This window comes from Rhodocyclaceae bacterium (assembly GCA_020248265.1).
Lineage (GTDB): Bacteria > Pseudomonadota > Gammaproteobacteria > Burkholderiales > CAIKXV01 > CAIKXV01.
On the sequence record JADCHX010000002.1, the window covers coordinates 295,250 to 314,094 of the forward strand.

15 protein-coding genes and 2 tRNA genes are annotated in these 18,845 nt (G+C 66.8%); 10 read left to right on the forward strand and 7 right to left on the reverse strand.

Annotation, left to right across the window (positions count from 1 at the left end; translation table 11 throughout):
* Positions 1-466: 466 nt before the first annotated feature.
* Positions 467-1,048 (reverse strand): DUF2238 domain-containing protein, encoded by a 582-nt coding sequence (locus tag ING98_02210; GenBank protein MCA3100663.1) that lies wholly within the window; start codon positions 1,046-1,048, stop codon positions 467-469.
* A 62-nt stretch (positions 1,049-1,110) separates the two neighbouring features.
* A complete protein-coding gene (locus ING98_02215; protein ID MCA3100664.1) occupies positions 1,111-1,563 on the reverse strand; it encodes a 6-carboxytetrahydropterin synthase in 453 nt (150 codons plus the stop codon).
* 120 nt (positions 1,564-1,683) lie between these two features.
* Here ING98_02215 and ING98_02220 point away from each other — a divergent pair, with 120 nt between their 5' ends.
* Complete coding sequence (locus ING98_02220) at positions 1,684-2,913, forward strand: aspartate kinase (GenBank protein MCA3100665.1); 1,230 nt, start codon at positions 1,684-1,686, stop codon at positions 2,911-2,913.
* A gap of 33 nt (positions 2,914-2,946) precedes the next feature.
* On the opposite strand, the gene ING98_02225 is transcribed toward ING98_02220, so the two are convergent.
* The gene (locus ING98_02225) at positions 2,947-3,954 is read right to left on the reverse strand and encodes a tripartite tricarboxylate transporter substrate binding protein (GenBank protein MCA3100666.1); all 1,008 of its coding nucleotides are present in this window, start codon (positions 3,952-3,954) and stop codon (positions 2,947-2,949) included.
* Between the two features lie 144 nt (positions 3,955-4,098).
* Here ING98_02225 and ING98_02230 point away from each other — a divergent pair, with 144 nt between their 5' ends.
* Entirely contained in the window at positions 4,099-4,500 is a 402-nt protein-coding gene (locus ING98_02230; protein MCA3100667.1) for a RidA family protein, read from the forward strand.
* Positions 4,501-4,532: 32 nt separating this feature from the next.
* Positions 4,533-4,626 (forward strand) — tRNA-Ser (locus ING98_02235).
* Positions 4,627-4,803: 177 nt separating this feature from the next.
* Here ING98_02235 and ING98_02240 read toward each other — a convergent pair.
* From ING98_02240 to ING98_02250, 3 genes are all read right to left on the reverse strand, one after another.
* On the reverse strand, positions 4,804-5,655 hold the full coding sequence (locus ING98_02240) for an alpha/beta hydrolase (GenBank protein ID MCA3100668.1): 852 nt from the start codon (positions 5,653-5,655) through the stop codon (positions 4,804-4,806).
* Positions 5,656-5,902: 247 nt separating this feature from the next.
* Positions 5,903-8,152, reverse strand: a complete 2,250-nt coding sequence (locus tag ING98_02245) for an EAL domain-containing protein (GenBank protein ID MCA3100669.1) — start codon at positions 8,150-8,152, stop codon at positions 5,903-5,905.
* 19 nt (positions 8,153-8,171) lie between these two features.
* Complete coding sequence (locus ING98_02250; protein ID MCA3100670.1) at positions 8,172-9,575, reverse strand: transcriptional antiterminator; 1,404 nt, start codon at positions 9,573-9,575, stop codon at positions 8,172-8,174.
* Positions 9,576-9,883: 308 nt separating this feature from the next.
* On the opposite strand from ING98_02250, the gene ING98_02255 reads away from it, so the two are divergent.
* From ING98_02255 to ING98_02285, 7 genes are all read left to right on the forward strand, one after another.
* Positions 9,884-9,960 (forward strand) — tRNA-Arg (locus ING98_02255).
* 149 nt (positions 9,961-10,109) lie between these two features.
* A complete protein-coding gene (locus ING98_02260; protein MCA3100671.1) occupies positions 10,110-10,868 on the forward strand; it encodes a 3-oxoacyl-ACP reductase FabG in 759 nt (252 codons plus the stop codon).
* Complete coding sequence (locus ING98_02265) at positions 10,865-12,256, forward strand: MmgE/PrpD family protein (protein ID MCA3100672.1); 1,392 nt, start codon at positions 10,865-10,867, stop codon at positions 12,254-12,256. The genes ING98_02260 and ING98_02265 overlap by 4 nt, the downstream gene beginning before the upstream one ends.
* A gap of 4 nt (positions 12,257-12,260) precedes the next feature.
* A complete protein-coding gene (locus ING98_02270) occupies positions 12,261-13,325 on the forward strand; it encodes a tartrate dehydrogenase (protein ID MCA3100673.1) in 1,065 nt (354 codons plus the stop codon).
* 62 nt (positions 13,326-13,387) lie between these two features.
* On the forward strand, positions 13,388-15,361 hold the full coding sequence (locus ING98_02275) for an acetoacetate--CoA ligase (protein ID MCA3100674.1): 1,974 nt from the start codon (positions 13,388-13,390) through the stop codon (positions 15,359-15,361).
* Positions 15,362-15,415: 54 nt separating this feature from the next.
* Positions 15,416-17,695 (forward strand): copper-translocating P-type ATPase, encoded by a 2,280-nt coding sequence (locus ING98_02280; protein MCA3100675.1) that lies wholly within the window; start codon positions 15,416-15,418, stop codon positions 17,693-17,695.
* Positions 17,696-17,698: 3 nt separating this feature from the next.
* A complete protein-coding gene (locus ING98_02285; GenBank protein ID MCA3100676.1) occupies positions 17,699-17,905 on the forward strand; it encodes a heavy-metal-associated domain-containing protein in 207 nt (68 codons plus the stop codon).
* Positions 17,906-17,944: 39 nt separating this feature from the next.
* Here the strand turns inward: ING98_02285 and ING98_02290 are convergent, their stop codons facing one another.
* A complete protein-coding gene (locus tag ING98_02290; GenBank protein ID MCA3100677.1) occupies positions 17,945-18,838 on the reverse strand; it encodes an outer membrane protein assembly factor BamD in 894 nt (297 codons plus the stop codon).
* Positions 18,839-18,845 lie beyond the last annotated feature (7 nt).

The window sequence follows — 18,845 nt, forward strand, 5'->3', positions numbered from 1 at the left end:
CGACGAACCAAGCTTGTCGAACTCGGCGTTGACGTCGGCAAGGCGGGCACGGCGGTCACCGTCCACAGACGTGTTTCCGCCGAGCAGCATGCCGGACAGCCCGCGATGAGCCTGCAGCTGGCGCTGCAGAGCCACGGCGCTGCGCGCGGGGCCCAGGCCTTCGGCTTCGGCGCGCGCCACCGCGATCTCGCCGTTCTTGTACTTGATCACTGTCATCAGTGGGACGGCGCACATCACCGCGCCAATGACCGCGAGAGCCGCGAACTTCTGCCACAATTTCAACGACCTGAGGGAGCTTTTCATCGAGGGCCTGTCCTGTGCAATGCTGGAGCCGCCACGGTTGACTGACCGCGGAACGAGAGGGGGCCGAGTGCCTGCCAGACGTTCCGCAGGCGAACCAACCCGAGTGCCTCAGTGATAGCGGCAGCCCGGCTGAATCCTTGAGCGCGGCTACCGGCCTTTCTGACTAACGGCCTGGGAACCCCATGCGCGCGAGCTGTCTTCCGTGCAAGCCGGACAGCATGATGAGCGCCATCGTCGCACCGACCAGTGCGAGGAACATGTCCCATTGCGTATCCCACGGATCGCCCTGCGTACCGAGGAAGGCCACTGCCTCGTCGCCGCTCGCGAGAGCGACCCACCATTCGATCAGTTCGTAGAATGCCGAGAACGCGAGGCAGAAGCAGACGACGAGAAACGGCAGCCAGCGACTGCCTGCCAGCGGCGAACGGCGCAGCAGCACCTCGCGCGCGACGATGGCTGGCGTGAAGCCCTGCATCAGGTGCCCGAGCCGGTCATAGTGGTTGCGCGCAAGGCCATAAGCGTCGCGTACCCAGTCGAACAGAGGGACCTCGGCATAGGTGTAGTGCGCACCGACCAGCAGCACCGCGGCATGCAGCGCGATCAGCACATAGGCAAGCGTCGTGAACCGGAAACGCGCGTAGATTCCCGGCAGCAGTAGCAGCACGACCAGCGCGGGCAAGGCCTCGAGCCACCAGGTGAGGCCATCCTTGGGCGCGATCGCCGACCAGGCCGTCACGGCCGCCACGGCCAGCCAGAGCAACGCGGGAACCGCAGGACCCGGTGGCGAAGGCGGTGTGCCCGGCACGCTCACCGGGCACCCGGCCCGGCATCCGCCCAGGCATTCGGCGTTTCGTACAGGCGTACCCGCGACAGCACGACGCGCGCCCCGTAGCGAGCGGCGAGCGCCGCCTGCAGCAGATCGAAGGCAGTCGCTGCCAGATGCTCGGCCGTCGGCGGCTGCTCGAATTCGACGGTCCGGTGGCCAGGCAGCGTCGCCAGGAAATCGACAACCTGCCGATCGTGCTTCCATGCAAGGAAGGCGTGGTCCCATGCTTCGACCACGGTGCGATTGGCGATCGCCTTGACCTCGGAGAAGTCCGCCACCATCGCCTGATCCGGCGCTCCGTCGACATCGACCAGCGCGCCCACCACCGTGATCTCCAGGGCATAACGATGTCCGTGCAGGTGACGGCACTGGTTGGCATGATGGGGAATGCGGTGCCCGGCGTCGAACTCGAGCCGTCGGGTGATGGTGACCACGCGTGTCGCCTCGTGTCGATTATGGCGATAGTCTAGCAGGGCCATCGCAGGACGGAAGTGCGCCACGGGCTGTGTCGCGCTATGATTGATGGTTTACCTCGATTTCCAACACGCCCACTCATGGCACTCATCGTCCAGAAATACGGCGGCACCTCGGTCGGCTCGCCCGAGCGCATCAAGAACGTCGCGCAGCGTGTCGCGCGCTGGAAGGCCAAGGGCCACCAGGTCGTGGTCGTGGTCTCGGCCATGTCCGGCGAGACCAATCGGCTGATCGCGCTCGCGCGCGAGGTGCAGCCCGAACCCGACCCGCGCGAACTCGACCAGATGGTGTCCACCGGCGAACAGGTCACCATCGGGCTGCTCGCGATGGCGCTCAAGCAGGCCGGTGTGGACGCGCGCAGCTATACCGGCCCGCAGGTCAGGATCCTCACCGACAGCGCCTTCACCAAGGCCCGCATCCTGAGCATCGATGAACAGAACATGCGCGCCGACCTCGATGCCGGTCGCGTTGTCGTGGTGGCCGGGTTCCAGGGCATGGATGCCGACGGCAACATCACCACGCTCGGTCGTGGCGGCTCCGACACGACGGGCGTGGCGCTCGCGGCGGCCCTCAAGGCAGACGAGTGCCAGATCTACACCGATGTCGACGGGGTCTACACGACCGATCCCCGCATCGTGCCGAACGCACGCCGGCTGAAGACGGTCACCTTCGAGGAAATGCTCGAGATGGCGAGCCTTGGTTCGAAGGTGCTGCAGATCCGCTCGGTCGAATTCGCCGGCAAATACAAGGTCAAGCTGCGCGTGCTGTCCTCGTTCCAGGACGAGGGCGATGGCACGCTGATCACGTTCGAAGAGGAAGCAGACATGGAACAGGCGATCATCTCCGGCATCGCGTTCAACCGGGACGAAGCGAAGATCACCGTGCAGGGCGTGCCAGACAAGCCGGGCATTGCCTACCAGATCCTCGGTCCGGTGGCCGATGCCAACATCGACGTCGACATGATCGTGCAGAACGCGGGCATGCACGGACTGACCGACTTCTCGTTCACTGTGCCGCGCAACGACTATTCGCGAGCCAGGAAGCTGATCGAGGAGGTACAGAAGCATATCGGCGCGAAGGAACTGATCGGCGACGACCGGATCGCGAAGGTCTCGATCGTCGGGGTCGGCATGCGCTCGCACTGCGGCATCGCCAGCAAGGCCTTCCGCGCACTATCGGAGGAAGGCATCAACATCCAGATGATCTCTACATCCGAGATCAAGATCTCGGTGGTGATCGACGAGAAGTACCTGGAACTCGCGGTGCGCGTGCTGCACGACGCATTCGACCTGGCGCACGAGCCGGCATGATCGACCGGCGGCGGGCGGTCGCGCCGCCTGCCGCTACTGAACCTGGCCCCTGGCCCCCGACTGCACGATCACCGGGCCCCAGCGACGGATTTCCTCCTGCAGGAATCGCCTGAAATCCTCAGGCGTGCCCGGCAGCGGTTCGCCACCGACGTTCCGGATGCGCTCGGCCGTCTCGGGCGTGTTCAGTGCCTTCACCGCGTCGGCGTTGAGCCGGGCGACGATCGCGCGCGGCGTGCCCGAGGGCACCACGATGCCGCCGAAACCAACGGCCTCGAACGGCACGCCAGCTTCCTTGAAGGTGGGGATGTCGGGCAGCGCACTGGACCGGATGCGGCTTGCCATCGCCAGGCCGCGCGCCTTGCCCGCCCTGACCTGTGCGAGCGCGCCGGGAACGTTGCCGAACATCACGTCGGTCTGGCCACCGATGAGCGCGGTGAGTGCCTGCGGACTGCCCGGATACGGCACATGCGTAGCCTGGAACCGGTTCTGCGTGCGGAACAGTTCCATCGCCAGGTGCTGCGGGCTACCCACGCCGAGCGAGCCGTAGTTGAAGCCGCCAGCCTTGCCGCGAGCCGCGTCGAGGAACTCCCTCACGGTACCGATCGGTGACTTGGCCGCCACCAGCAGCACGTTCGGGAACTGCGCAAACAGCGCGACTGGCGCGAAGTCCTTCTCGGTGTCGAAGGCGAGCTTCTCGTGCAGATTCAGGTGGAACGCGAACGGTGTACTGACGAACAGCACTGTATGGCCATCGGCCGGCGCGCGCGCGCCCAGTTCATAGGCGATCAGACCGCTGGCGCCGGGCCGGTTGTCGAACACCAGCGGCCGACCGAGCGACTCGGCCATCCGCTCGCCGACCAGCCGCGACAGGATGTCGGACACGCCGCCGGCCGGGAAGTCGATCAGGAAGCGGACCGGCCGCGACGGATAGCCCGCCGTCCCCTGAGCGAAGGACGGCGTTGCGAAGAGCAGCGCAGTCAGGGCGCATCCGGCCACCAGGCCGCGGACGATGGAACGGCAGAACGGTTCGGTGGGGGCCATGGCACCTCCTGAGTGGGAGTACAACAGGATAGCCCTGCCCGGCGACAGACGGCAACCCGAGGGAACCAGGGCTGCGCGGTTGGCTCGAGCAGTGGTACCGTCCAGGCAGTCGGCCCCCCCTGCCGCATCGACCAGGAGCAGATGATGAGCGACCTCGACAAGCAGCTGATCTTCCCCGACGGGCTGTCCCGCCCGACCGGCGTCTGGAGCACCGTCACCGTGGCCCGACCGGGCCGGCTGGTGTTCGTGTCCGGCCTGACCGCCAAGAATTCAGCCGGCGTGGTCGTCGGCAAGGACGACATCCGCACGCAGACGATCCAGGTCTGCGAAAACCTGAAGCTGGCGATGGCCTCGGCTGGCGGCACCCTGCGCGACATCATGCGGGTGGACGTCTACATCAAGGACATGGACCACTTCAAGGTGATTCACGAGGTGCGCGGCAAGTACTTCGACCAGGACCCGCCCGCCTCCACGATGGTGGCGGTGTCCGCCTTTACCCATCCGGACATGCTGATCGAGATCAACGCGATCGCAGTGCTGCCGTAAGACGCCCCGGTTGGGTATACTCAGCCCTGTCCGGAGAGATGGCCGAGTGGTCGAAGGCGCTCCCCTGCTAAGGGAGTATACGGGCTTAAACCTGTATCGAGGGTTCGAATCCCTCTCTCTCCGCCAGAACACGGCCCTGCTGCGTACGCGGCCAGGTTGCAGAATGCTGTGAGCCCCGCGCCTCGCGGGGCTTTTTGTCTTGGGCTCCTGACTGACCCCATCGCCCCCCCGAAACCCGTCTCAAACTCCGGCTCGTCTCTGAACCTCCTGACTTTTTGGCTGCGATACGGCGGGAGGCGACGCTCAATTCGTGGCGAGATCCACACCCTGCAATCGCGTGGCGGAACGACAGTCACCCCGATGGAGCCCGTCGAGGAAGGCGCCGATGACCTGGGAGGTCAGCGTTTCGGTCTTGCGCGACATCCCATTGCCAGCGAAATTCAGATGACTGGCCCCTTCGATGACTCCCAGCCACTTGCATCCCTTGGGCATGTTCTTGGAGGGCTCGGTGCGCGTTTCCCAGGAAGCGCCCCCCAGTTCATTGTCGTGGGTTCCCGTGAGGAGCAAGACAGGTTTGGTAATCCCCGACCACGCGTTGTCGGGAAAGATCAGTCCCGCGCCTTGCGGCGACAGTGCGATATAGGCGCTGAACGCATCGGCTCCCTGGATGCCGAGCTTGTTGCGCGCACCCGCCTCCATCATCACAGTCGCCGCACCCATCGAGTGCCCGATGAGGAGGGACTCGCTCGCTTCGCATCGGCCTTTGGTCCACTGGCGCGACACTGCGATGTCCATGAATCGTCCGCGGTAGGCCTCCGGATCTGTGATCAGTTCGGCCAAGCCTTCGCGAAGACCGTTGCCCCGAACGTGCTCGCGCAGGGCTCTTCGACCACTCTCGGGGTGACCGATGACAACCGCAAAGTAGCCGAGGGATGACATGGCTTCACCAAGATATCGATAGCCCTGCTCGGACCCGCCCGCTCCCGGTGAAATGATTGCAACACCACGGCAGATTCTGTCCCGTGGAGCGTAGGCTGTCATTGACACGACTACCCGATCCTTGCGGGCGAGTTGGATTGTCTCCTGACTGAGGGCTGCACTTGGGGCCCATTGAGCCAGGGCGCCCAGAAAAATGAGGAAGGTGGTTTTGCGCATGCACGACTTCGTACGGAAGGTATCGGTTGCCTGCGATTGACCAGTTTGCATCATTGGAGCAATCAAGTTCGAATTGCCAAGCCTGCCAGGAACACGGGGTCTGGAAACTGAGCGAGTTGTCTATACAGTCCCTTTTGGGCCGCCAGAACAAGACCTTCCAACCCGCTCAGCAGGCTTGCAATGCACCGGGGGTTCCGCACCAGGCGGGACTTTCTTTCGTGAGCTCCTGGCGGTAGCGGGCGAAGGTTCACGCAGCGTCCCCGAGTGGCTCCCGATCGGCGCCCGATTTCGACGGCTGGCGCAGCCAGCACGCTTCGAACTCTTGCGCCGGCAGCGGATGGCCGACGTGATAACCCTGAAGCAGCGGGCAGCCCAGCTGTTTCAGGATGGATTGCTGCGCCGCGCTCTCGACCCCTTCCGCAACCACGCTCAGGCCCAGTTCCTGCCCGAGCCGAACCGCTGCTGCCACGAGCGCGCGGGCACCGTCATCGTCGTCCATCTCGCGCACGAACTCGCGGTCGATCTTCAGCACGTCGAAGGGGAAGCGATGAAGGCAGGACAGGGAAGAATAACCGGTGCCGAAATCGTCCATGGCCAGGCGTACGCCGGCCTCGCTCAGGCGCAGCAGGGTCTCGCGCACCTTCCGTGGATTGTCGATCATCAGCCCCTCGGTGACCTCGATCTGCAGTTGCCGTCCTTCGAGGTCGTTGCTCCGCAGGGCCGCGAGAATGCCATCGGTCAACCCGGAGTCGCGGAACTCGCGCGGCGATACGTTCACGCTGATGTGATCGAGCCGCGCACCGGAGGCAAGCCACCGGGCCATCTGCGCGCAGGCCTGCTCCAGCACCCACCGACCGAGCGGGACGATGAGACCGGTGCGTTCGGCGATCGGGATGAACTCCTCGGGAGATACCGCGATACCGTCGCCGCCGGTCCAGCGCAGCAGGGTCTCGGCTCCGACCAGGCGCCCGTCGGCCGCAGTGACGAGCGGCTGGAACGACAGCCACATCTCGCCGCGCTCGACCGCTCCGCGCAGACGAGCTTCGATCCCGAGATTGCGCGCCGCGCGTTCGTGCATCGCGGCGTGGAAGAACCGGAAGGTGTTGCGTCCGGCCGCCTTGGCTTCGTACATGGCAAGGTCGGCGTTGCGCAGCAGCGTCGAGGGGTCGCGACCATCGTCGGGATAAACGGCCATGCCCAGGCTGGGCGTGATGTGGACGGACGAGTCCACGACCCTGAAGGCCGGCTGAAAGGCGTGTCTCAGCTTGTCCAGAACGGCGTGGGTGCTGTCGACGTTCGCGATGTCGCCGAGTACGACGATGAATTCGTCGCCGCCGAGCCGCGCCACGGTGTCACTCGCGCGCACGGATTCGCGCAGGCGCCGTGCCGCCTGCATGAGGAGTTCGTCGCCGCCGGCGTGGCCGAGGGTGTCGTTGACCTTCTTGAAGTCGTCGAGGTCCAGGAATACAACCATGGCCAGCGTACCATCGCGCTCGGCGTGAAGCAGCGCCTGCGACAGGCGCTCCAGGGCGAGCATGCGGTTGGGAAGATCGGTCAGGCTGTCGTACTGCGCCTGGCGCTGCAATTGCGCCTCGGCGTCCCGGCGCACGCCGACTTCGTGCAGCAGCGCGGCGTTGGCGCTGGCGAGTTCGTTCGTGCGCTGTTCGACACGGCACTCGAGCTCTTTACGCGCCGTACGCAGCAAGGCCTCGCGCTCGGCGACCCGGTCCTGCAGCGTGTTGAAGGCATCGCCCAGATCGGCCAGTTCGTCCCGTCCCGCCACCGGCACGGGCACCTGGGCCGTCCCCTCGGCGACTCGTATCGCAGCGGCGCGCAGCCCGGCAACGCGGCGCAGGAGCTGGCGCGTCAGCGCGCCCAGGCCCAGACCCACCGCCAGCAGCCCGCTCAGCGAAACCAGGACGAACCACGCACGCTGTCGTTCGCGGGCCTGCGCAGCAGCAACCAGCTGCTGCTCCGCTTCGCGTTCGGTGTGACCGCTGGCCGCCAGCAGCGCGCGCGTGATGGCCTGATGCCGGGGCCCGGACTCGAACGTGGAGATTGCAGCGACGGCGCGGCTGTCCATCGCCATCGCCAGGTCGATGATCCTTTCGAGATCGTCCTGGTACCGCGCCCATTGGTCGATCAGGCGCGCGAGGTCGTTTGTCGGCAGCGCTGCCGCCGACTCCGTCCAGCGCCGCAGGCTGACATCGAAGGCCGACGCTTCCGAACGCAGAAAGCTTACCTGATCGGACATCGCGAACATGTCCTCGATCCGTGCCAGCTCGATCTCGAGTACGCGTATGCGGGCCGCCTGGGCCTGCAGTCCGTTGAGCTGCACCAGGGGCAGGAGCTGTTGCTGACGAGCCTTCTCGAGCTGCACGGCCGCTTCCCGGAGCGTCCGGTCACCGAGAAACACGAGCGCGAGCACGAGGATACCGACGCCGACGAATGCCAGCGTCAGCTTGATGCGCAGGGAGTTGCGGTGCCGGACAATCACTTCTGTGGCGACGGGAGGATCACGGTCCGCTCGTCGCTGCGGTGCCGGGCGCCGCCTGCTGCAGTGCGCGCCAGTGTGCAATCTGCGCCGCGCGTCCGAGCCGGTCGGTAATGGCATCCCACTCGCGCGAGGTTCGCGCCATCGCCTCGCGCGAGGTGATGCGCCCGGCCGCCGCCTGCCAGAGCTGGTTGCTCAGCGCCGCCATGTACTCGGCATCGCCGGGCAGCCCGGTGCCTCCCGGGCGCACGATGCGCAGCTCCTGGCGCATGAGGTCCAGCGCCTGCGGCGTGTAGAGCGCCCGCACCTGCTCGTCGCGCAGGTGGTGGTGCCGGTAGGGGTCCGCGAGACCGTTGGCCGTGACCGAACGCAGCGAGTTGTCGGGATCGGTAAGCCACATCGCGTAGAGAAAGGCGAGCTCCGGCTGGATGCCGCTTCTGGGAATGACGAGGTTGTTTCCGTAGATGAAGGCAGTGCGGCGCAACAGCTTTCCATCATGCACGTATCCGGGCATCGGTGCGGCAATGAAGCGGCCGCGGATCGCGGAACCTTCGCGGTTGGCAATCTTCGCGGTCGCAACGGTGAGGATCGTCGAGAACGTGTTGCCCCGAACGAACAGCGGCAGCGTATAGTTGAAATCCTTGCCGTCCTCCAGCACCTGCGGCGGCGAGAAGGGCACCGTGGCGAGAAAGCTCTCGGTGGCGGCGATGCCTGCCGCCGTGAGCAGTTGCGGGCGCATGCGCGCGTCGAAGAAGGCGGTCCCGCCTGCGCTGGCAGAGAGGTAACGGGGCAGCCAGTACATCCACGCGGTGTGTCTCTCGCGCGGCTCCCCGGCGCCGTAGAAGCCATCCTGCGGCCGGTGGAAGAACTCGGTGAGCTGCTGATAATGCGCCCAGGTCGCAGGCGGTGCCAGCTCGCGGCCGTAGCGGGCACGGAACCGGGTCCGGTTGTCTTCGTTCTCGAGCAGATCGCGGCGCAGGAAGAGCAGTGCCACGTCGAGGTCGGCAGGGATCGCCAGCAACTTGTCGCCGCGGCGCGACTGCGCATCGAGCAGCAGGTAGCCTTCCGGCTCATCGGCCTGCAGCTGGAAGCCGAAGCGCTGCAGCAGCGGGCGCAGGTCGGCGATCAGCCCGGCAGCGTCGAGATCGGCAAACTCGTGCGTGCGTGCGATGGTCAGGTCGGCGTCACGCCGGTCCCGGATGAAGGTCATCGAGTCGACCTGAGGCATGACGCTGGCGTCGATCGGGATGCCGGTCAGACGCTCCCACTCGCGTTGCAGTTCAGTGTCGCGGCCCAGCAACGAGACGAGGTTACCCTGCTTGGCACGCAGGCGCAGCACGGTCCCTGGCTTGACCTCACCTGAGGCGACAAGCTTGCGCACGGCAGCGATCGCCCGGTCGGCCTGCTCACCGGCCACCGCTTGCATCGAACAGAGCGCGAGGGCTGCAGCCAGAAGGGCTGCGTGGATCAGATGTGGCGAGCGCGGTGCGATACTGTAACGTCGCGCCGCGAAAGGAAAATGTATCGGGTGCTCCATGACGGTGTTTCTGAGGTGCTAAAGTTGTGTAGTTTATCCCTTTGAACGAATGGCTCATATCGATCATTTCACGTCGGCAGCAGCAACTTTGGCATGCAGCGGGCTGCCCGGCGGAATGCTCCCCTCCAGGCTCATGCCTCGCTGGAAAAGCCGTTCGATGTTCAGGAAGACGATTTTTCGCATATAATCCGGGCTGTGCGCCTGTAGCTCAGTTGGATAGAGTACTTGGCTACGAACCAAGGGGTCGTGGGTTCAAATCCTGCCAGGCGCGCCACCTCTTCCACGCCCGGACTTCGGTCCGGGCGTTTGTTCTTGTGCCGGTGCCCGCGCAGCACCGTTCCCGCGGCTGGCGTTCTGCTAGCATCTCCCGCACTTCGGCAACGCCGGAACGCAGGGGGAGAACAGGTGTCCAGCACGATCGGCATGGCGCCCGGGCGCGAGCTCGAAGGCAAGGTAGCACTCGTCACCGGTGGCGCGCGCAACATCGGGCGTGCGATCTGCCGCTCGCTGGTCAGCGGCGGCGCATCGGTGATGATCAACGCCAATACATCGAAGGCCGAGGCCGATGAGACGCGCGCGATGATAGCGGCCGCCGGCGGCACGGCGGAGGTGCATGTCGCCGACGTCACCGATCCGGAGGCGGTCGAAGGCCTGGTCGAAGCGACGGTGAAGCGCTTCGGGCGAATCGACATCCTGGTCAACAATGCAGCGGTACGCGCAGAGACACCATTCGCGGAGATCACCCATGCGGAATGGCAGCGTGTGATCGCGATCATCCTCGACGGCGCCTTCCTGGTCACTCAGGCCTGCCTTCCACACCTGTCGAAGCACGGCAATGGCGCGGTCGTGATGATCGGCGGCCAGACCGGACACAAGGGAGCGGCCGGGCGGGCGCACGTGGTCGCCGCCAAGGCCGGCCTCGCGGGCTTCACCAAGGGGCTTGCGCTCGACCTGGCGCCGATGGGCGTGACGGTGAACAACGTGGTGCCCGGCACGATCGACACGGTGCGCGGCCTGCCAGGCGCGCCGGCCAGGCCAGCCCACCGCACGAGCCTGCCGCCACTGGGGCGGCGCGGCGAACCGGAAGAGATCGCGGCGATGGTACGCATGCTGTGCGGACCGGACGCGCGCTATCTGACCGGACAGACCATACACATCAACGGCGGGGGATGGTTGCCATGAGTGGCGCTGGCGCAAAGGGAAAGAAGGGCCCGGCAATCTCGCCGATGATGACCAAGCTGGCCGCCTACCTGGCAGCCTCGCCGCGCAAGGCACTGCCGCCGGCCGTAGTCGAGAAGACCAAGCACCACCTGCTCGATACGCTGGCGGCGATGGTGTCCGGATCGAGGCTTTTGCCCGGCGAGCGCGCGATCGCATTCGTGGAGGGGCTCGGCGGCAAGCCGGAAGCCTGCGTGATCGGCACGCCGATCGTCACCTCGGCGATCAACGCCGCGCTGGCCAACGGCATGCTGGCCCATGCCGACGAGACCGATGATTCGCACGCGCCCTCGCTGACCCATCCGGGCTGCGGCATCGTGCCGGCAGCGCTGGCGATCGGCGAGCGTAACCGCGTGTCCGGGCGCGCGCTGCTGCGCGCGATAGCGGTCGGCTACGACCTGTCATCGCGCCTGACGATGTCGCTGAACGCCTACGAGTTCCGCGAAGACGGGCATTCCACGCACAGCTTCGGGCCGATGTTCGGTGCGGCCGCCGCCGGCGGCGCGCTGCTCGGTTTCAACGCGCGGCAGATGCGCCACCTGCTCTCGTACACCGCACAGCAGGCCTCGGGCGTGTCGTGCTGGATGCGCGACCCCGACCACGTCGAGAAGGCGTTCGACTTCGGTGGCATGCCGGCGCGCAACGGCGTCTATGCTGCGCTGATGGTCGATTCCGGCATGACCGGCGTCGAGGACGTGTTCTCGGGAGAGCGGAACTTCTTCGTCGCCTACGGCCGCAAACCGGAGCCCGAGATGCTCGTGAACCGGCTCGGCAGCACGTTCGAGATCATGAACACCAACATCAAGCGCTGGTCGGTCGGCTCGCCGATCCAGGCCCCGCTCGACTCGTTGCTCGAACTGATCACCAGCAAGGGTGTGCGTGCCGAGGATGTCGCGCAGGTCGATATCCGGGTCGCGAAACAGGGTGCGAACACCGTCGACAACCGCGAGATGCCCGACATCTGCATGCAGCACCTGGCTGCCGTGATGCTGCTCGACCGCACGGTCACGTTCGTGTCGACGCACGACGTCGCGCGCATGCGCGATTCGAAGGTGCTGGCGCTTCGCAAGCGCGTGACGCTCACCGGCGACGAGGCGCTCACGCGCGCAATGCCGAGCCGGCAGGGCATCGTGTCGATAACCCTGAAGGACGGCACGAAACTCACCCACCACACGAAGGCGGTGCGCGGCACGGCGGAGAACCCGATGAGCCGGGCCGAGGTCGATGCGAAGTGCTACGACCTGCTGGCGCCGATCACCGGCAAGCGCCGCGCGCGCCGGCTGTGCGACACCGTGTGGTCGCTCGACAGGCTGGCCGACGTCCGCGCACTGCGCCCCTTGTTGAAGGCCTGACGCCATGCGCACTTACACGATTGCATCCATCCCGGGCGACGGCATCGGCAAGGAAGTCATCCCCGCAGGCCAGCGCGTGCTCGAGCACCTGGCGCAGAAGAGCGGCGACTTCTCGATCGCGTTCCGCAGCTTCGACTGGGGCAGCGATTACTACAAGCGGCACGGCGTGATGATGCCCGCCGACGGGCTGTCGCAGTTGAAGGACCTCGACGCGATCTATTTCGGCGCAGTCGGCGCACCCGACATTCCCGACCACATCACGCTCTGGGGCCTGCGCCTCGCCATCTGCCAGCCGTTCGACCAGTACGCCAACGTGCGCCCGGCGCGCGTGCTGCCCGGCATCGCCAGCCCGCTGGCGAGCCCGGACGCGGCGAAGATCGACTGGGTGATCGTGCGCGAGAACTCCGAGGGCGAGTACTCGGGTGCCGGCGGACGCGTGCACCGCGGGCTGCCGGAAGAGACCGCGATGGAAGTGTCGGTGTTTACCCGCACCGGCGTCGAACGGGTGATCCGGTTCGCATTCGAGCTCGCCCGCTCGCGCCCGCGCAAGCTGCTGACGGTGGTCACGAAATCCAATGCCCAGCGCCACGGCATGGTGCTCTGGGACGAGATCGCCGAAGAAGTCAGCCGCAAGTACCCGGATGTCACCTGGGACAAGATGCTGGTCGACGCGATGACGGTGCGCATGGTGGTGAAGCCGGCCAGCCTCGACACCATCGTGGCCACCAACCTGCACGCGGACGTGCTCAGCGACCTCGCAGCCGCGCTGTCGGGTTCGATGGGCGTCGCGCCGACGGCCAACCTGAACCCGGAGCGCCGGTTCCCGTCGATGTTCGAGCCGATCCACGGGTCGGCCTTCGACATCACCGGGATGGGCATCGCCAACCCGATCGGCACCTTCTGGTCCGCAGTGATGATGCTCGAACACCTTGGAGAGAAGGAGGCTGCCGCCCGCCTCATGGGAGCGATCGAGGCGACGACGAAACAGGGCCGGCTGCACACCCCCGACCTCGGTGGCGAGGCTTCCACCGAACTGGTCACCGAAGCCGTGCTCGACTTCCTCGGCTGATACCACCCACCGACCGATCCGGCCACGTTGCCGGGCCGATCGCCCCTGCCCCCTCCGATGCCATGAACGAACCTGCCCTGCCCCTGTGGTCCCCGTCCGCCGACCGTGTCGAACGTTCGCACCTGAAGCGGTTCATGCGCGAGGTCGAGCGCAGATGGGGCGTCCACTGCAGCGACCATGCTTCCCTCTACCGCTGGTCGATCGAACAGCCTGAGCGGTTCTGGCTTTCAGTCTGGGACTTCTGCGACGTGGTTGCGCAGACGCGTGGCGAGGTCGTGCTGGAAGAGGGCGACCGCATGCCTGGGGCACGGTGGTTCCCGGGGGCCCGCCTCAACTACGCGGAGAACCTGCTGCGCCGGGCCGACGACGCGGTGGCGATCGTGTTCCGGGGCGAAGGCAAGGTACGCAGCTCGCTCACGTATGCCGAGTTGCACCACGAGGTCTCCAGGCTGCAGCAGGCGCTGCGCGCGGCCGGCGTCGGCGTCGGCGATCGCGTCGCCGGATACGTGCCCAACATCCCCGGCGCGATCATCGCGATGCTGGCTACCGCCAGCCTCGGCGCGACCTGGTCGTCGTGTTCGCCCGACTTCGGACCGCAGGGCGTGCTCGACCGGTTCGGACAGATCGAACCGAAGGTGCTGATCGCGGCCGACGGCTACTTCTACGGCGGCAAGACGATAGACGTGATGCCGCGCGTGGCGGAGGTGGTATCGCGATTACCGTCGGTGCATCGCACCGTGATCATTCCCTACACGCGCCGCGACCCTGATCTCGCAGGCATACCGGGGGCGGTCGACGTGCACGATTTCATGGCGCCGTTCCAGCAGGCGAAGCTGTCGTTCGAGCAGCTGCCGTTCGACCATCCACTGTTCATCATGTTCTCCTCGGGCACCACCGGCGTGCCCAAGTGCATCGTGCACGGCGCCGGCGGCACGCTGCTGCAGCACCTGAAGGAACACCAGCTGCATGTCGACCTGCACCCGACCGACCGCCTGTTCTACTTCACCACCTGCGGCTGGATGATGTGGAACTGGCTGGCGACCGGCCTGGCGAGCGGCGCGACGCTGATGCTGTTCGACGGCTCGCCGTTCTATCCGAGGGGCAACGTGCTGTTCGACTTCGCGCAGGACGAAGGCATGACGATCTTCGGCACATCGGCGAAGTACATCGATTCGCTGCGCAAGCTCGACCTCAAGCCGAAGGACACGCACGACCTGTCGCGGCTGCGCACGATGCTGTCCACCGGTTCTCCGCTCGTGCCGGAGAGCTTCGAGTACGTGTACGCGAACATCAAGGCCGATCTCTGCCTGTCGTCGATCTCGGGCGGCACGGATATCGTGTCGTGCTTCGTGCTCGGCAGTCCGATGCTGCCGGTGTGGCGCGGTGAGATCCAGTGCCGCGGGCTGGGCCTGGCGGTCGATGTGTGGAACGACGAAGGCCAGCCGGTGCGCGGGGAACGCGGCGAGCTCGTCTGCACGAAACCCTTCCCGTGCATGCCGATCGGGTTCTGGAACGACCCGGACGGCAGCCGCTACCGCGCCGCCTACTTCGAACGCTTCCCGAACGTCTGGTGCCACGGCGACTTCTGCGAACTGACCGAACACGACGGGCTGGTCATCCACGGCCGCTCCGATGCCGTGCTCAACCCGGGCGGCGTACGCATCGGCACCGCCGAGATCTACCGGCAGGTCGAGCAGCTCGATGAAGTGGTCGAGTCGCTGGTGATCGGGCAGGACTGGCCGCCCGCGCGACCGACCGACGTCAGGGTGGTCCTGTTCGTGCGCCTGCGCGAAGGCCTCGTACTGGACGACGCGCTGGTCTCGCGCATCAAGGCCCGGATCCGCGACAACACCACGCCCAGGCATGTGCCGGCCAAGGTGCTGCAGGTCGCCGACATCCCGCGCACGAAGAGCGGCAAGATCGTCGAACTCGCCGTGCGCAACGTCGTGCATGGCCTGCCGGTGAAGAACCGCGAGGCGCTCGCCAATCCCGAGGCACTCGAACTGTTCGCCAACCGCCCGGAACTGTCGGGCTGATCGCCACCCGCACCCACGCTTGACCCGCATGCCCCGCGGGCGTAGGTTCGATGGATGGATACCCAGCCCGAGCCGGGCACGCGGCGCCCTTCCCCTGCGTCGCTGGACCTCGCCATCGAAGGCATGACGTGCGTCGCATGCGCCGCGCGCATCGAGAAGGTGCTGGAGCGCCTGCCAGCGGTGCGCGCATCGGTGAACTTCGCGACCGGCCACGCGCATGTGGCGTTCGATCCCGGCTGCACAGACGCGGCGGCATTGACCGATGCGGTCGCGCGCGCCGGCTACGCCGCCCGGGTCATCGAAACCCTGCCCGGGGCCGAAGACGCGACGGCCACCGCCGCAGCCGATGCCCGTCGGCATGAGGCCACCCTGGCCCTGGCAGGGTCCGCGCTGCTCACGCTCCCGCTGCTGGCGCAGATGGGCGGCATGTTCACCGGTCGCCACGAGTGGATGCTGCCCGACGTGCTGCAGTTCGCGCTCGCGACCGCCGTCCAGTTCGGCTTCGGCCGGCCGTTCTACCGGGGCGCGTGGAACGCGCTGCGCGGCGGCGGCGCGAACATGGACGTGCTGGTCGCGCTCGGCACCTCCATCGCCTGGGGCTACAGCGCCGTGGTCACCTTCGTCACGCCCGGCGGCCACCTCTACTTCGAATCCAGCGCGACGATCATCACGCTGGTACTTCTGGGCAAGTGGCTGGAGGCACGCGCCCGAAGCCGCACCGGCGCGGCGATCGCCGCGCTGATCGCCCTGCAGCCGCCGACCGCCCGCGTTGAAAGCACATCGCCGGCTGGCGCCATCGATGTGCTGGAAGTGCCGGTATCGCAGGTGCTGCCCGGCGATACGCTCCAGTTGCGGCCAGGCGAATCGTTCCCGGTGGACGGCGAGGTCATCGATGGCCGCTCCACGGTCGACGAAGCCATGCTCACCGGCGAGAGCGTGCCTGTGCAAAAGGGCAGCGGAGATACCGTGTTTGCCGGGACGCTTAACGGAACCGGCGCGCTACGGGTACGCGCCACGGGCATCGGTTCGACCACGGCACTGGCCCGCATCGTCCGGCTGGTCGGCGAGGCGCAGGGATCGAAGGCTCCGATACAGCGGCTCGCCGACCGGATCGCGGGCGTATTCGTCCCCGTCGTGCTGGCCCTGGCCATGCTCACCTTCGGCGGGTGGATGCTCTCCGGCGCTGCCCTGGTCGATTCTCTGGTGCCGGCGATCGCGGTGCTGGTGATCGCCTGCCCGTGCGCGCTCGGCCTCGCGACGCCCACGGCGGTGATCGTCGGCATCGGCGAAGGTTCGCGTGCCGGCATCCTGATCCGCAACGCCGCCGCGCTGGAAGCCGCGCACCGGCTCGACCTGCTGATCGTCGACAAGACCGGCACCCTCACGACCGGCGCGCCGCAGGTGACCCGCGTCATCGCATTCGACGGCGCATCCGAGGCCGACGTGCTGGCGATCGCCGCCGCGCTGGAAGCCGATTCGGAGCATCCGCTGGCTGCCGCGATACGCCGTGCGGCCGCCGCAGTACCCGGTACGCCAGCGCCGCGCGCCGAGGCCTTCCAGGCAGTGATCGGCTGCGGCGTACGCGCCCGCATCGATGGCCGCGATGCGCTGCTCGGATCGGTCGACTGGCTGCAGTTCGAGGGTGTCGTGCTGCCGGCACAGGCACAGCCTCCCGGTGAAGATGCCGACCCGCTGACCTGGGTCGCGGTCGCCTACGGCGGACGGGCGCTGGGCATGGTCGGTATGGCGGATGCGTTGCGGCCCGACACGGCTGGCGCTGTAGGCAGGCTGGAGTCCGCCGGCGTCGAACTCCTGATCATGTCCGGCGATCATCCGGCGGTCACGGCGCGCATCGCGGCGCAGGCTGGCATCGAACACTGGCGAGCACGCTGCACGCCGGCCGACAAGGCGGCCGAAGCCGTGCGTCTGAAGGCCGCCGGTCGTTCGGTCGGCATGGTCGGCGACGGCATCAACGACGCGCCTGCGCTGGCCGCAGCCGACGTGAGCTTCGCGATCGGCAGCGGCTCCGGCATCGCACTGCACACGGCCGACATCACATTGATGGCGAGCCGGCTGTCTCAGGTCGTCGATGCGATCGACCTGTCGCGCGCGACGATGACGAAGATCCGCCAGAACCTGTTCCTGGCCTTCGCCTACAACGTGCTCGGCATCCCGCTGGCAGCAGCTGGCCTGCTGGACCCGGTGATCGCCGGCGCCGCGATGGCAGCCAGTTCGGTATGCGTCGTCGGCAATGCGCTGCTGCTGCGCCGCTGGCGCCCGGCGCACCCGGCGCCGGAGCAAATCCTGCACTACCCTGCGACGAAAGGAGCCTGAACGATGGAAACCATCCACATCGCAGTCGATGGCATGACCTGCCAGGGCTGCGTGAACAGCCTGACCCGAGCGCTGCAGACGGCGCCTGGCGTAGCGTCCGCGACGGTCACGCTGGTGCCGGCGCAGGCCACCATCGAGCACGACCCGGCGACCGCGCCAGTGGATGCGCTGCGCGCCGTGATTGCCGATGCCGGATTCGAAGCGCGCTGAGCCTGCGTCCGGGCCGCCGGACAAGGCCGCGCTGCCGGTTCACCAGAGATGCCACCACCGCCGCCCGTCCGTGCGCGGGTCGCTGGCCAGGTACTTGCTCTTCGGGAAGTTCGCCCGCATCACCCGCTCGGCATCGTTGCGCAGGTCGACCAGGCCCATCGCGTCGTAGGCCTTGACCATGATGAGCAGGCCTTCTTCGTTCGCGGGCGCCTGGGGATAGGTGGTCAGCGCCGTCTGTGCACGGTTGGCAGCGGCGACATATGCGCCCTTGCGCAGATAGAAACGGGCGACATGCACCTCGTTCGATGCAAGCATGTTCACGACGAACTTCATCCGCGCCGCAGCGTCGGGTGCATAGCGACTGTCGGGGAAGCGCGTGACCACTTCGCGGAAGGAGTCGAACGATTCGCGCGCCGAGCGGGGGTCACGCTCGCTGACATCCTGCCGCGACAGGGAGCTCAGCACGCCCAGGTCGTGGTTGAAATTGATCAGCCCGCGCAAGTACCACGCATAGTCGGCGCTGGGATGCGTGGGATAGAGTTTCAGGAAGCGGTCGATCGTCGCCAACGCCTGGACCGGCTCGACGTCCTTCCATTGCGAGTATGCGAGTTCCAGCATTGCCTGCTGCGAGTACCGTCCGAAGGGATAGCGCGACTCGAGCGTCTCGTACAGCTTGATCGCGCGCTGCCAGTTCCGGCCGTTCATCTCGTCGCGCGCTTCCGCGTAAAGCTTGGGCGCGGACCAGCCGCGGGTCTCGTCGAAGTTGCGGACGGACGCGCAGCCGCCGATCAGGGCGGCCGCAACGACCGCGATCACCGCCTGGCGCACTGCCAGTACACTTGGCCTTCCCCTCGCGCCCGACGCGGGCGGGCAGGAGCCACTACCTGTCCGGTCGGCATCCGGCCGATCGGGATTCGAAGCTGCGGCTTTCATCGATTCG